Origin of the sequence: Vibrio superstes, assembly GCF_003569005.1 — a bacterium.
Lineage (GTDB): Bacteria > Pseudomonadota > Gammaproteobacteria > Enterobacterales > Vibrionaceae > Vibrio > Vibrio superstes.
On record NZ_BCUR01000001.1, the window covers coordinates 1,495,122 to 1,509,909 of the forward strand.

General features: G+C 44.7%; 11 protein-coding genes. 7 read left to right on the forward strand and 4 right to left on the reverse strand.

Annotation, left to right across the window (positions count from 1 at the left end; translation table 11 throughout):
* The first annotated feature begins 72 nt into the window (after window positions 1-72).
* Complete coding sequence (locus D5I41_RS06410) at window positions 73-1,644, forward strand: polysaccharide lyase 6 family protein (protein ID WP_119009063.1); 1,572 nt, start codon at window positions 73-75, stop codon at window positions 1,642-1,644.
* Between the two features lie 78 nt (window positions 1,645-1,722).
* Here the strand turns inward: D5I41_RS06410 and D5I41_RS06415 are convergent, their stop codons facing one another.
* Complete coding sequence (locus tag D5I41_RS06415; protein ID WP_119009064.1) at window positions 1,723-2,529, reverse strand: hypothetical protein; 807 nt, start codon at window positions 2,527-2,529, stop codon at window positions 1,723-1,725.
* Between the two features lie 264 nt (window positions 2,530-2,793).
* On the opposite strand from D5I41_RS06415, the gene D5I41_RS06420 reads away from it, so the two are divergent.
* Together D5I41_RS06420 and D5I41_RS06425 are read left to right on the forward strand one after the other, a co-directional pair.
* Window positions 2,794-4,611 (forward strand): cation:proton antiporter, encoded by a 1,818-nt coding sequence (locus D5I41_RS06420; protein ID WP_119009065.1) that lies wholly within the window; start codon window positions 2,794-2,796, stop codon window positions 4,609-4,611.
* Between the two features lie 196 nt (window positions 4,612-4,807).
* Window positions 4,808-5,467 carry an NAD(P)H-dependent oxidoreductase gene (locus tag D5I41_RS06425; RefSeq protein WP_119009066.1) on the forward strand — a complete coding sequence of 220 codons (660 nt, stop codon included), beginning with the start codon at window positions 4,808-4,810 and terminating at the stop codon, window positions 5,465-5,467.
* A gap of 1,098 nt (window positions 5,468-6,565) precedes the next feature.
* Here the strand turns inward: D5I41_RS06425 and D5I41_RS06430 are convergent.
* Together D5I41_RS06430 and D5I41_RS06435 are read right to left on the reverse strand one after the other, a co-directional pair.
* Window positions 6,566-7,183, reverse strand: a complete 618-nt coding sequence (locus D5I41_RS06430) for an NUDIX hydrolase (protein ID WP_119009067.1) — start codon at window positions 7,181-7,183, stop codon at window positions 6,566-6,568.
* The gene (locus D5I41_RS06435; protein WP_119009068.1) at window positions 7,180-8,106 is read right to left on the reverse strand and encodes a LysR family transcriptional regulator; all 927 of its coding nucleotides are present in this window, start codon (window positions 8,104-8,106) and stop codon (window positions 7,180-7,182) included. Before D5I41_RS06435 ends, D5I41_RS06430 begins: the two co-directional genes overlap by 4 nt.
* A 118-nt stretch (window positions 8,107-8,224) precedes the next feature.
* Here D5I41_RS06435 and D5I41_RS06440 point away from each other — a divergent pair, with 118 nt between their 5' ends.
* From D5I41_RS06440 to D5I41_RS06450, 3 genes are read left to right on the forward strand one after another with little or no spacing between them, the layout of a single operon-like run.
* Complete coding sequence (locus D5I41_RS06440) at window positions 8,225-9,526, forward strand: cytosine permease (RefSeq protein ID WP_119009069.1); 1,302 nt, start codon at window positions 8,225-8,227, stop codon at window positions 9,524-9,526.
* Window positions 9,516-10,643 (forward strand): S-methyl thiohydantoin desulfurase family protein, encoded by a 1,128-nt coding sequence (locus D5I41_RS06445; protein ID WP_119009070.1) that lies wholly within the window; start codon window positions 9,516-9,518, stop codon window positions 10,641-10,643. The genes D5I41_RS06440 and D5I41_RS06445 overlap by 11 nt, the downstream gene beginning before the upstream one ends.
* A gap of 2 nt (window positions 10,644-10,645) precedes the next feature.
* Complete coding sequence (locus tag D5I41_RS06450) at window positions 10,646-12,208, forward strand: hydantoinase/oxoprolinase N-terminal domain-containing protein (RefSeq protein ID WP_119009071.1); 1,563 nt, start codon at window positions 10,646-10,648, stop codon at window positions 12,206-12,208.
* Between the two features lie 114 nt (window positions 12,209-12,322).
* Here D5I41_RS06450 and D5I41_RS06455 read toward each other — a convergent pair whose 3' ends face one another.
* Window positions 12,323-13,261, reverse strand: coding sequence for a polysaccharide lyase family 7 protein (locus D5I41_RS06455; RefSeq protein ID WP_119009072.1), 939 nt, complete (start codon window positions 13,259-13,261; stop codon window positions 12,323-12,325).
* A 726-nt stretch (window positions 13,262-13,987) separates the two neighbouring features.
* Here D5I41_RS06455 and D5I41_RS06460 point away from each other — a divergent pair.
* Window positions 13,988-14,743 carry an SDR family NAD(P)-dependent oxidoreductase gene (locus tag D5I41_RS06460; RefSeq protein ID WP_119009073.1) on the forward strand — a complete coding sequence of 252 codons (756 nt, stop codon included), beginning with the start codon at window positions 13,988-13,990 and terminating at the stop codon, window positions 14,741-14,743.
* Window positions 14,744-14,788 lie beyond the last annotated feature (45 nt).

The following is a 14,788-nucleotide window of genomic DNA, read 5'->3' on the forward strand; positions in this document are numbered from 1 at the left end:
ATAATTATTCAATGCGGGCCTTTTAAGCCCGCATTTTTTTGCTTTGCAAACCCTAAAAGAAGAGACAATAAAATGAAAAAAACTGCCATTGCCTTAGCTGCTACGTTAGCTTTGTCTGGATGTAGCCTTTTCAACAACTCTCAACCAGAAGAGCCTATGACGGTTGCGGATGTAAACCGCAGCATGCTTTTAGAAAGTGATCGTTTAACGGTTATTGAAAAAGCGTCTATGGAAGAAGCCTATAAAGGTGAAGTTGATGCACTTCGTGAGAAGATCCTCAATGCGAAAAATGGTGACGTGATTGAAATCGAACCAGGCAAGTATCGCAATCTTGGTCAACTGACTATTGAAGCGAATAACGTAACGATTAAAGCGAGAAAGGCAGGTACTGCTTGGATCACAGGTCTTGTTCAGTTTGAACTGAAAGGTGACGGTATTACTTTAGATGGATTGGTATTCACTGAAGGTGGCCCAAACGAGCGCTTTGGTGGCGTACGTATGATGGGTGACCGAATCACATTGAAGAATTCAACATTCTATTACTTCAATGATGATTACCCATATGAACCAGACGAGCGTCGCTCTGAGTATCCTAAGTACCTTTGGGTTTCTCTATGGGGTAAAGACGGTCAAGTGATCAACAACCGTTTTGAAGGTAAACAAAAGCGCGGTACGTTGATTGGTGTTCAGAAGAATGAAACGCCTGATAACCATATTATCAAGCACAACATTTTCTTGGATCAAAAACCAAATCAATTCAATGAGTTTGATATCAAAGAAGCGATTCGCTACAACGGCAACAGCTGGGAAGCCATTCGCATTGGTGACTCTAAAGCATCACAGTGGCCTTCAAACAGCCAGTTTGTAGAGAACCTAATGGTTAATATGGACGGTGAGCGTGAGCTTATCTCTATAAAGTCTGGTGGTAACATCATTGGTGGCAACACTATTTTTGAGAGTACCGCTTTGATTTCTCTTCGTCACGGCAAAGCCAACGTAGTTGAAGACAACGTAGTTCTGGGCAATGGCAAGCGTCTCACGGGCGGCATGCGCATCTATGATGAAGACCATGTAATCCGCAATAACTACATTGCTAACACTCGTGGTCGTGATGGTCTAATTGAAGGTAATGCGGATCTTCGTGGTGGTATTGTTATTAATACTGGCATTATCGATGTGGCGAATGGCGAAGAGCTTGATCAATCGGTTAAAGGCAAAGAGCTAAACAAGCAGTGGACTCCAAAGAACATCGCGATTGAAAACAACACGTTAGTTGATACAGAGTGGGGCATTGTTTATGGCAACCAGACTCACCGTGTAAGCCTGTTCGACAACAAAGAAGTGGAAAATATCTTTGGTGGTGTAGATGTACACTTTAGCAAGAATCTTGTAGACAACTCTGCCAACCCTGAGTTTGTTGCTGTTCGTGCTACTGCTGACTTCCCGCTTGATGCTGCAACTTATGCTGATGAAGTGTACGTTGGTCAAGTGACAGAAGCTGAGCAAGTTTCTAACTACTCTACTGAATTGCCAGAAATCACAAACGTGAATGGCTTTGAATCTGCAGAAAACGTGGGTGCTGATGCTTCTAAATTGAAGATCATCACCGCTGACGTTGCAGGACCAGACTACGTAATCCAATAAAAAATAACAACGTAGATGGCTAGGTAAAATAAAGGCGAGCATTGCTCGCCTTTTTCTTTGGATTGAACTTATTAATGCTTATGCAGGCATCTTGGCGCTATCTTGTTGGTTCTTGCATCGATTTAACTGATCTCTGACGATTTGCTTGTACACCTTGATCAGCTCAAACGATATGAAGCTGGTGTCAAGATAAAGCAAAGGAGCAGAGATAGCTTCACCCTTGGTGAGATCGTGCATTGAGTCTGCTAGACGAGCAATGGCTTCATCCAGAGTATATTGATTATTAAAGCCCTGATCCTGAAAACGCTTCGCTTTATTAAGTAAATTGCTAGCGCGCCCTACCAGCAGTTTTGGATTTCGTAATCCGTTTTGAACCACCGAACTGATACAGATTCGATATTGTGTTAGAGCATCCACCGTATCCATCAGTGTTTGCCACTGTTCGTTGTAGCGCGTCATTGATAATTCTTGCCCCTTCAGGCTTCTGAGCACAGCGCAATCACAGCAAAAGAACAATAAACGTATAGTTTGTCCGTGAACGACGAGTCGCTTTGACAGTGATTGTTCTTCACTGGTTTGGCTTAAGGCCTCTAGACGCATACTCAAGATGTGTCGCTCAGGTCGACTGCCTAGGTAGCTGTAGCTGCTGACTTTGTTGCTCAGGGAAAACAGCGTCGATTTAACTTCGGCAAACGCCTCTTGATCTATCTCTTCGCCCGTCATTTCTTCGTAGACAAACGAACGATGAAGTCGTACTGCATCTATTGCATCAAAAACAAACTTGACGGCTTGTTGCCCTTGGGTGATAGGGGATTCAAAGGGCGAAGAGAGTGCGTTAGTGAGGCCTGCTCGGTTGATCAGTAGCATGTTGCTTGATATGTCCATAATCACATCCTTATTTATGAAGACATTTATCATATTTAATCAAGCAACTATGATGCCAATCTATAACTTGTTGTTTTCTCTGGTTTTTATTGTTGGTGCACTGAATGTTTGTGCTTTTATCTTGTGCAGTTAGCACCAATTAGGTGCACTAGCATACAGGCTTATACAAGCAAAAATTCGCCTTGTTGTTTTACCGAATAAAGTGGCACAAGTGCTTGAATCTACTAAGGTGTTTACAGGTAATCACAAAGTTGAAGAGTCACTATGCACGAAGATTGGGCTGCGCTGGGTATTGCTGCTGTAGGTATTGTTGGGCTTGGGTGCCAATGGCTAGCTTGGCGCCTGAAATTACCGGCTATTTTGTTTTTGCTTGTAGCGGGTATTATTGCCGGTCCCATCATGGGGTGGCTACAGCCTCAAGTGGTTTTAGGCGAGCATTTCTTTGCTCTGGTATCACTGGCTGTTGCGGTGATTCTTTTTGAGGGAAGTTTGACCCTAAAGTTCTCTGAAATAAAGGGCGTCAGCAATACCGTGTGGAGCATTGTCTCTATAGGAGCCTTAGTGTCTTGGGCGGTAACGAGTATCGCTACGCACTATTTATTGGGCTTTGAATGGTCGCTGGCACTGCTGTTTGGTAGCTTGACAGTGGTAACGGGTCCTACAGTGATAGTGCCCTTACTTAGAACGGTCAGACCCACCGCGCGCTTATCCAACATTCTTCGCTGGGAGGGCATCTTAATTGATCCCCTTGGTGCGCTGTTTGTGGTCATGGTGTATGAGTTCATTATCTCAAGCAGTTCAGCGCAAAGCTTTGAAGTGTTTGGGCTTATCTTAGTGATAGGTTTTGGTATTGGTATTGCTGCGGGCGCTGGTGTGGCTGAAGTGCTCAGGAGAGGTTGGTTGCCAGAGTATTTACAACCTTTTGGCGTGTTAACCATTGTTCTTGCGGTGTTTGCAGTTTCAAACCATCTAGAGTCTGAATCTGGGCTCTTAACCGTGACGGTGATGGGAATGTGGCTTGCCAATGCCAGAGACGTGAATATTCAAAGTATTCTGCACTTTAAAGAAAACCTAACGGTCATGTTTATTACGGGCTTGTTCATCATACTAGCGGCTCGTATTGACCTTGAAGATTTCCAAGCCCTTGGTTGGAGTGCTGTAGCTTTGTTCGTCGTCATCCAACTTGTTGCTCGCCCTTTATCTATCTTTGCTTCTACATTACGCAGCAGTTTAGGCTTCAAAGAGAAGGTCTTCCTGGCTTGGGTTGCTCCTAGAGGTATTGTTGCCGCGTCTATCTCTGCTCTGTTTGCGATCAAGCTATACAATTTTGGTATGGAAGAAGCGAAATTGCTGGTTCCTTTGGTATTTATGGTGATCATCGGTACCGTTGTTTTACAAAGCTTTTCAGCTAAACCCATGGCGAAACTATTAGGTGTAGCAGAGACGGCTCCACGCGGTTTCTTGATTGTGGGAGCTAATGATGTAGCTCGCGCTGTCGCACTAGCCCTGTCTAAGTACGACTTAAGGGTTGTGGTGACGGATTCTAACTGGGATTACATTAGTCAGGCTAAAATGGCCGGTTTAGAGTATTACTATGGTAATCCTACATCGAGCCATGCTGATGAATACCTCGACCTGATTGGAGTTGGGCATGTGGTGGCTATGAGCCCTGATAAGCATTTTAATATCATGGCATGTATGCAGTATTTGTCCGATTTTGGTGTGAATCGAGTGTTCTGTCTAAGGGATATAAAAAACACCAATGGTGATAAACATATTGTGGGTAAAAAGTCCTTTGGACAAACGCTATTTGCTGGGCAGCATAGCTTTAAAAAGCTGGCGAGCTTGATCAATCAAGGAGCGGAAGTTAAGCATACCAAGTTGAGTGATAGCTTTACTTATCAAGACTACCTCACACAATATAATGACAGCCTTATCCAACCTTTGTTTGTAGTCACAGCTCAGCAACGAGTCCATATGGTCGGTGATGATAGCGAGTTTTCCCCTCAGCCTGGTGAAACGGTCGTTTCATTAATTAAAAAGCAGTGGACAGGAGAGGACAGGCGAGGAGATAGAGCCTAGCCGTATCAATTCAAGCCTCGTTTAACACGAGGCTTTTTTAGTTGCCTATCTTATTTATGCCTCTCAAACATTACATCCTAAATGGAAATCATTATGGAAATATTTATCCATAATGATTGGAAATATTGGCTCTTTTCAAAGTGTGATGAACCTCTTATTATGCTCGCCATCGACAACGCTTATGAGGAATTTCATTATGTCGCACCCAATCATTAAAGATCTAAACAGCCGTTACACAGCAAAGAAATACGATGCAGACAAGCGCATCTCTGCTGAAGATATGGAAGTGATCAAAGAAGCTATTCGTCTATCAGCATCTTCTATCAATTCACAGCCTTGGAAATTTATTGTGGTTGAGAGTGATGCGGCTAAGCAGCGTTTTCATGACACTTTTGCCAACATGCACCAATTTAACCAGCCGCACGCTAAAGAAGCGTCGCACGTTATTTTGTTTGCGCATAACCCTAACTACACCAAAGACGACTACCGTAAAGTTGTCGATGTAGAAGTAAGCTCTGGCCACCTACCGGCAGATATGTACGACAACATGTTAAACGGTGCATACGGTTTTGCAGAGCTAAACACTGACGAGAGTGGCTTCAACGGCAACTGGACTAAGGCTCAAACCTATATTGCTGTTGGTAACACACTGCACGTTCTTGCACGTATGGGTATTGCTTCTACTCCAATGGAAGGCGTTGACCCTGAGCTGATTGGTCAAGAGTTTGCACAAGAGCTTGGTGGCTACCAATGTGATTTCGCACTAGCGATTGGCTATCACCTAGATGGTGAAGACTACAACTACGGCAAGCCAAAAGCTCGCCTAGCAACAGAAGACGTTATTACTGTTGTTTAAGTTGTAGCAATTAAATGAATAATGAAAGGCTAGGTGCATAAACCTAGCCTTTTTTCGTTTGTATTGATCCGTCATACCCGCAGTCTCTTATCGGGTATCTAGAGCGCTGAATTCCTAACAGTAGTACCCACTAGATCTCCGATAGGGGCACACGGAGATGACAGTATCGAGATCAGCTGTACCCTTAACGAACCTTGCCATACCCGAAGTGTGTTATTGGATATCTAGAGCGCTGAATACCCAACGTAGTATCCACTAGATCTTCGATAGGAGCGCTCGAAGATGACAGTAGCGAGATCAGCTATAACCATAACGAAACTTGTCATACCCGAAGTGTGTTATCGGGTATCTTAAGCGCTGAATACCTAACATAGTACCGACTAGATCTCCGATAGGAGTGCTCGGAGATGACAGTATCGAGATCAGCTGTACCCTTAACGAACCTTGCCATACCCGAAGTGTGTTATCGGGTACCTAGAGCGCTGAATACCTAACATAGTACCTATTAGATCTTCGATAGGAACGCTCGGAGATGACAGTATCGAGATCTGCTATACCCTTAACGAAACTCGTCATACCCGAAGTGTGTTATCGGGTACCTAGAGCGCTGAATACTTAACATAGTACCGACTAGATCTCCGATAGGAGCACTCGGAGATGACAGTATCGACCTTAACGAACCTTGTCATACCCGAAGTGTGTTATCGGGTATCTAAAGCGCTGAGGACCTAACATAGTACCCTCTAGATCTCCGATAGGAGCACTCGGAGATGACAGTATCGAGATCAGCTATACCCATAACGAAACTCGTCATACCCGAAGTGTGTTATCGGGTATCTAGAGCGCTGAATACCTAACGTAGTACCGACTCGATCTCCGATAGGAGCACTCGGAGATGACAGTATCGACCTTCACGAACCTTGTCATACCCGAAGTGTGTTATCGGGTATCTAGAGCGCTGAATACCTAACATAGTACCGACTAGATCTCCGATAGGAGCACTCGGAGATGATAGTATCGAGATCAGCTATACTCTAAACGAACCTTGTCATGCCCGAAGTCTCTCATCGGGCATCTAAAACCCAGCAGTGAAGTGCCTTAATCAACATAAACCTTCATATTCGGATTCATCGAAAACGCAAAGATCATCTCAATATCTTCCTTCATGGTTCGTCCTTTAGAAAGCTCTGGTAGTTCATCAATAGCAAAGAAACCAATTTCAGAGATTTCCATGTTAATTGTGGGTTCGCCCGACTCCAACTTACACAAGAAAAACATCTTATAGATATGAAAAGGGTAAGGAGGAGTGTAGGGGTGCACAGCTCTGTCTTTTATAGCGACGAGTTCAGGATTAGAAACCACATACCCAGACTCTTCAAAAACTTCCCTGACAACACCTTGTGTTGGGGTTTCACACACATCGCCCCAACCTCCAGGCAGAGTCCAGCAATTGTCTTCACGCTCGCGAACCAGAAGGATTTTTCCGTCCTTAATAACACCAGCTCGAACGTCAATCTTCGGAGTTGGGTATCCGCGTTCATCGATAAATAGATTCGCCACTTTCTCTACAGGCTGGTCGCTCAGTTCAGCAAACATTTTATTTGAGATATCAGCTACTTGATCGAAGCGTTCTAGGTCAAACTTATCTACGGAATAAGTCTTTCCTGCCTGGCTTATTGCTTGTAATTGTTTAGCCCACTCTAGCCATTGACTCATGTTGATTCCTTTGCCGCTGCAATTAAACAGTCATAGAAGGCGGATGCGGCGGGAGAGAGCCCTCTAAGATGATTTCTAAGTACGATGGAAAACTGACTACTAAAGTGCCACTGTTTTGGCTTCAATGCTGTGAATTGGTCTCGATAATCGTGGTTTTCGATAAGGTGAGTAGGAAGAAAACTAATGTGCGTTCCCGCAAGGGTGAGCATTAAGCCTGATTCCACATGCCAACCGTCGATAAGCTTTAGATTTTGATATTGGCTAACATCGAGTAGGGAATACATGGTATCTGCGGCATAGCCTCCGACATTGATTCTCTGAGATTCCAGTGAATAGTTGTTGTTGCGTATGGTTTCGGCAAGATCCTTGCGTGCATACAAACAGCTTTCTTCAGTGAAAATCGGTTCTACATGAGGGTAAGAGTAGGTTTGATGATCGTTGAGAACTACAATCATCATATCCAGTTGGTTTTTTGCTAATTTCTCGTTGAGAACGGTGAAATCTCCAATCTCTAAGGTAAGCTCAACATCGTCGCTGAGTTTGTAATAGGCTTCGATGGCTTTTGATAAAGGGTTAGAAGAGAGAGAAACGGTATTGTCTAAACAGCCTACGCGAACATGGCCGATTAACTTAGATTGAACGCCCTTGAGTTTAGCGGCGTAGTCGGACAGCAAGCTATTGATCTCATTTGCATAATTATATACTTTGCATCCTTCGTCTGTTAACACAAAACCACTTCGTCCGCGGTTGCAAAGTACCACTCCGAGGCTTTTTTCTAGGGTGATGAGTTCCTTGCTAAGTACTGGCTGACTGAGGCCTGTGGTTAAGGTGGCATTGCTGATCCCACCCTGCTCAACGATCTCGGAAAAAAGTTCTAACCGACGTAGGTCTCGCTTGTCTAATTTTTCTATATTAATCGACATAAAAGCAATACATAATAAATTTAGAATGTTTAGATTCAATAATATGTATTTATTTACATGTAACAAGGTGCTAACTTTTTTTATGTGACCAATATGGATAAATATGTAGGAGAGACGGATGTCAGAACAACCTAAGTCAAAGATTGACGATTTCGAATTAGAGCCAGTGCCCGAAAATGCCAAGCGTTCTTGGTGGGTAATTAGCCTAATTTGGCTGGCTATTGGTATTGATATTTCAGGGTTGTTCCTAGGAGCAATCTTGAGTGAAGGCATGGCAATCAACGATGCCTTGCTAGCGACCTTTATTGGTTCGACCATTCTTGCTGTTCTTGCCATGCTCTGTGCAAATATTGGCTTTCAATCAGGTGTATCTACTCCGCTAGTGAGTAGCGCAGTGTTCGGCCGCAATGGTGGTAAATTATTAGGCCTAATTACAGGTGTGTCTCTTGTCGGATGGTTCGCTTTTCAGGCCGATTTCTTTGCGTTAATTCTGGTAGAGGCTCTTGCCAAATATAATATAGACGTATCCCATTTCGCTGCCTTAGTGGGAGGCGGAGCCCTTATGATGGCTACCGCTATTTATGGTGTCCGCGCACTTGGTAAGCTTTCAACTTACTCCGTACCGCTAATGGTTGGTTTGATTACCCTTGGCCTTATCATGGCATCGGGCACACAAACAGGCGGTGAACGAGAGTTAGTTGCGCCAATGTCTATGGGTGAGGCAATTTCCTTTGTTATGTCTATCTGGATTTTGGCTGCGATTGCGTCTCCTGATATCGCTCGTTACGCTAAAACTCGAAAAGATGCCATTCTAGGCGCCGGGTTTGGTTTCTTGCTTGGTAACAGTGCGACTATCGTTGTTGCGCTTCTACTTACTCAAATGACAGGTACAGATAACCTAGTTGAAGTCTTCTTTGCCATCGGGCTTGGCATGGTTGCGATTACCATTCTGGTATTTGCACAGTGGACAACCAACAGTAGTAACCTAGTGTCAGGTGCTCTGGGTATGTCAGTAGCTCTTCCTCGTGTTCCTCGCCCTGTTTGGGTTGTATTAATGACGGTTATCGGCCTTGCGGTAGCGCAATTCGGTATGGTTGATAAGTTTACCGCTTTCTTGACTCTTCTTGGTGTCACGATCGCACCATCAGCGGGTGTTTACCTGGCTCAATATTACTTCATCAATAAGAAAGACTTTACCTTTGAGGCAATTCAGAGCGTTCCGGCTTGGAAACTGAATGGTTTGCTGGCATGGGCCTTTGGTAGTGCAGTGAGTGCATGTACTGCGGGTGAATTTTTCAATCTATTTAGCATCACCTCTATCTCGGCAATCGATGGCATTCTCGCTGCATTCGTCGCTTACATGGTTCTGGCTAAGGTAACGGCATTGGGAAAGAGCAAGGAGACAGTCCGTGATTATTAATGACCAAATCATTGACGATATTGCTCTGGGTGCCACAGTGCTTGGTACAGGCGGTGGCGGTGACCCTTACAGTGGCGCTTTGATGGCAAAGGCAGCTATCGCCCAGTCGGAAAAACCGGTAGAGATTATTTCTCTTGAACAAGTTGATGACAACTGCATGACGGTTCCATCTTCTATGATTGGCGCTCCTACCGTTGCAATAGAAAAACTGAACTCTAAAGAGCAGATGCTGGTGGCCTTTGAGGCAATGGAAAAGGCGCTAGAAGAGACGATCTCTGTGACTTTCCCTATTGAAGTGGGCGGGTTCAACTCTCTCATTCCAATCCTGATTGCAGCTCAAAAAGGCATTCCTGTTGTCGATTGTGATGCCATGGGGCGTGCCTTTCCTGAATCACAGATGGTGACCTTCTATTTAGATGGTTTGCCTTCTGCGCCAAACACCTTGGCGGATGAGAAAGGAAATGTTGTTACCCTTCATCCATTAGATGGTGTTTGGTCTGAGCGTTTCGCTCGCCCAATCACAGAAGAGATGGGTGGGTCTGCCGCTATGTGCGACTATCCAATGCGAGGCGTGGATCTAAAGAAGAGTGCACTTGGCGGAACGCTAACCAAAGCCATGAACATAGGCAAGGCGATTCGCCATGCCAATGACAACAGCGAAAATGCGGTTGATGCGGTTCTCGATATTGTTGGTGGCCAACGCATTGTCAGCGGCAAGATCTTGGATATCCATCGCACAACATCAGGAGGGTTTGTTACCGGTGGTGTTGTGATTGAAAAACTGCAGTATTCAGATAATCAGGATCAGCCTGATTCAGTGGTGGTGCATTTTCAAAACGAATTGCTATTGGCTCACAAAGGTCGCTCTGCGGACGATCTAAGCCAAGAAAACCTGCTCGCGACTACGCCAGATCTTATATCGATACTGGATCATGAGACAGGTCAGCCCATCACCACTGAGCAACTTCACTATGGACAGCGCGTGGATCTCATCGCTTATCCTTGCGACCCTAAGTGGCGCACGGACAAGGGCATTGAGGTGGCTGGACCTAATTACTTTGGTTACGAAGTTGAGTATCAAACAATCGAATCCTTGCTAGAAACAGGTGGTAAGTAGTCATGCAAGATCAAGTTTTTCGTCTAGGTATTGATGTTGGTGGCACCAATACCGATGGGGTGCTGTTAGATAGCGCTCTAAATTGCATCGCTAAGGTGAAGGTAGCAACCTCAGAGGATATTTTCACTGGTATTGATGGTGCTATCTCGGCGTTATTAACCCAAAGCGGTATTCAAGGCAATCAAGTCCAGCATGCTATGCTGGGCACAACACAGTGTACCAATGCCATTGTTGAAAAGAAGGCATTAGACCGAGTTGGAATGATTCGACTGGCACTGCCAAGTGGCAGTAGCGTACCGCCATTGTGTGGTTGGAGTCAGTCGTGGCAGCAACTGCTGGGTGAGCATTTCTACGAGGCGCACGGCGGCTATGAATACGATGGTAAATTGATTGCCGATATTCAAGAGCAAGAGATCCGTCAGCTTTGTCAGAAGATGAAGGGCAATGTTGATTCGATTGCTATCTGTGGCGTGTTTTCTCCGGTAAATGGAGAGCAAGAAAAGCAAGTTGCACAATGGGTATCGGAGGAGCTTGAGGGTGTAAAGATCTCTCTTTCTCATCAGGTTGGTAGCCTAGGGATATTAGAGCGTGAGAACGCGACCATTCTGAATGCGGCATTGCAGGGCACTGCTCAGCGCTTTGTGCAAGGCTTCTGTCATGCGCTTGAGAGTCATAGAATCCTAGCAACCCCATACTTTGGACAAAACGATGGCACCTTGATGTCGCAAGAGTTTGCTCTTAAGTATCCAATCCTTACCGTGGCGTGTGGCCCAACCAACTCCATTCGCGGTGCGAGTCACCTATCCAAATTATCAGATGCGATTGTCGTTGATGTAGGCGGTACGACATCAGACATTGGCGCGCTGGTTCATGGTTACCCAAGAGAATCTAGCATTGCAGTGGAGCTGGGTGAGGTACGAACAAACTTCCGTATGCCCGATATCCTAGCACTGGCCATCGGCGGTGGCACGATTGTGCGAGAAGAAGACGAGGGCTTTAAGTTGGGGCCTGACAGTGTGGGGCACAGATTACTAAGTCAAGCAAAAAGCTTTGCTGGTGACACATTAACCCTGACTGATGTTGCGCTTACGCTTGATCACATGGATTGGCATGATACACGTCAAGTGCAAGCCGTGGATCTATCTCAACCCGACGCTTCAACTATCTATACACAGATGGTTCGAGATGTGGAAGAGGGCATTGATAAGATGAAGACCTCATCGGATGCAGTGCCAGTGATTCTTGTTGGTGGTGGTAGTGCACTGATGCCCGATGCTTTTGTCGGAGTCAGTGAGGTGGTTCGCCCCGAACACTATGAAGTAGCGAATGCGATTGGTGTAGCGCTAGGTGAGATCTCTGGTCAATTCGACAAGATTGTCTCGTTAGAGCCAAGCAAGCGTATTGAAATCATGAAGCAACTTGAAGAGCAAGCAAAGCAAACCGCCGTTAATGCGGGTGCCTGCCCTGAGAGCGTTGCAGTGATAGAGCGCAGCGAGATACCGCTGAGTTATCTACAAGGCAACATGGTGCATGTGAAGATAAAGGCAGCAGGGAAGATCGCCTGATATTTATCGAAAGCAAAATCGGATAATGAAAAAGCCCTAGGTCATTGAAGTGACCCAGGGCTTTGTTATTTATGGTTAGTTTCTTGAAGAAAAAACTTGGTGGGCTAGGCGCTATTAATCGTGCGTTACCTTGAGATCGTAGATAGTTGCCGCAGTCATATCATCGCCATCACCGGTACGGTTTTGCACGTAAACGCCGGCTTTAAAGTAGTTCCAGCTGTCTTCCAGGCTAACACCGTAGATGTCTAGGTCTACAGAAACCTTACGTGGAGCTTTGCCTTCTTGATAAAGTTCGAACGTCAGCATGCTGCCTTCAACATCAATTGCGTAAGAGAATTTTTCGCCTAGCGCAATACCCTCGTCAAAAGATTCAGGAGTGTTTTTCTCACCTTGACGCCAGAAGTTTGGTTTAGTCGAGCCTAGAACAGGGAAGGTGATATCACCGTCACGCAGACCAGAGCGACGATCAGGTTCTACGTTGAACCAGATTGAACCTGTTTTGTGGTTCGGCATCTTGCGGTAATAAACTTTGATTGGTTCATCATTAGGCGCATGGATCTGACCAATGATTACGCGACCTTGCTGCCAATCTACACCAGTAGTCGTTACTTCATCAACAGACATGGTGACTTCCATACGACCATTTACGCCGCCCACTTTAGCGTGATCGCCTTCTGGAGCAGAACCAAATACCCAGTTGTTCTTGTTAGTACCTCGAGTACTAATAGATGTATCACCACAGCGAAGCATTTGACGAAGTTCAGAACGGATATATTTAGTGTTCTCTGATGTCTTGACTCCAGATATTGGTGAACGGAAAACCACACCATCGCCTGCTTCATTGACATAGAAGTATACAGAATGCTGAGCACCTTGCGCAATTTCGTTCTCGCTGAACTCAGTTGGTTTATCACCACCAGTTAGTGATACCGGCAATGTCGTTTTCCAACAGCTTAGGTCTAGAACCTCATTTGGAGTCGGGGCTGCAATTGCGGCAGATGAAAGGGCAAATGTAGATAAAACGCCAATAGCAACTTTGCTAAATGAAGACATTAAGTTTTCCTGCAGATAAGTAATTATGTATGACAAATATGTTATTTGTGTAGGAGTTCTTTGTCTGTGATATAGATCGCGTCAAAATTTACCTGTCTGTAGCCTTGTTTGAAGTCGACTTTCCTATCACTCTGTTTTTAAAGTTATTTTTGAATATTCTGATTGCTCTACATTATTCGGCGTGTAACTTTTGGTAACATTTACTGGCTTTTCGAGTGATTGTTTGGGGGAAAATTAATCACATTTCAGATGGGTATTCATCATACTAATGTCATAAGTCTCAATGAAAATGTTAAGTATATCAAATTGATATGCTGACTTGGCGTATCAATTATTGAAAAAAGTATGTGCTTATATTTGAGTTATTTCTGCATAACTGAAAGGCGAGGTCAAAATAGACTAAAAGTTTTGAATGAATGGCAGAAAGCGGTGGACTAAATGGAGCAGTAGAAAATTTAAGAGTTTCTTAAGATTGCTAGATAAAATAATGTACGCGGCTTTTGGATTGGTATTCAGAATGGACCATAAAAGTTGCAGTATGGCACGCTGGGTAAAACTGGGCGTAATGACACCATTAATTGCATGGGTATTATGAGCATCTGCTTGATTATTTCTCAGAATTAATTACAATAGCCTTATTGTAATACAAATGGTTTGACCGGCAGAAACGAGTGTCTCGATTTGTGAAGGTTTAGCCAATTATCAACTCATATAGAGAATATCACTATGTCTAACAAAGTTGCATTTATCTCAGGCGCTACTGGCGGTATCGGTTTTCAAGTAGCTAAGCGTCTTGGTCAAGACGGTTACACTGTTATCCTTAACGGTATCGAAGATGCGAAAGGTGCTGAACGTCTTGCTGAGCTTAAAGAAGCAGGAATCGAAGCGGAATACCACGGTTTTGATGTAACTGACGAGCACGCTGTAACTGCTGCTATCACCGCTGTTGGTGAGAAGTACGGTAAAATCGACGTTGTTGTAAACAACGCTGGTGGTCTTGGCGGTCGTAGCCCAATTGAAGGCATGGAAACTGATTTCTTCCGTAAAGTAATGGCTCTTAACCTAGACAGCGCATTCTTCGTATCTCGCGCTGCTATTCCATTCCTTAAGAAGTCTGACAACGCGTCAATCATCAACTTCACTTCTAACGCAGCTTGGAACGCAGGCGGCCCAGGTGCTGGTATCTACGGTACTTCTAAAGCAGCAGTTCACACTCTAACTCGCGCTCTAGCGAAAGAACTTGCTCCAGCAAGCATCCGTGTTAACGCTGTATCTCCTGGTACTATCGATACTCCGTTCCACGCGCAAATCAAAGAAACTAAGCCAGAAGTATTTGCTTCTTGGGCTAACAGCATCATGCTTGGTCGTCTTGGCCAGCCAGAAGAAGTTGCTTCTGCGATTTCTTTCCTAGTAAGCAAAGATGCTTCGTTCATCACTGCTGAAACGCTACAAATCGGTGGTGGTCAAGCTCTAGGTATCTAGTACCTAAGTAAAACTACTCTTAGTTTTACTGCTTAGACAGCATCT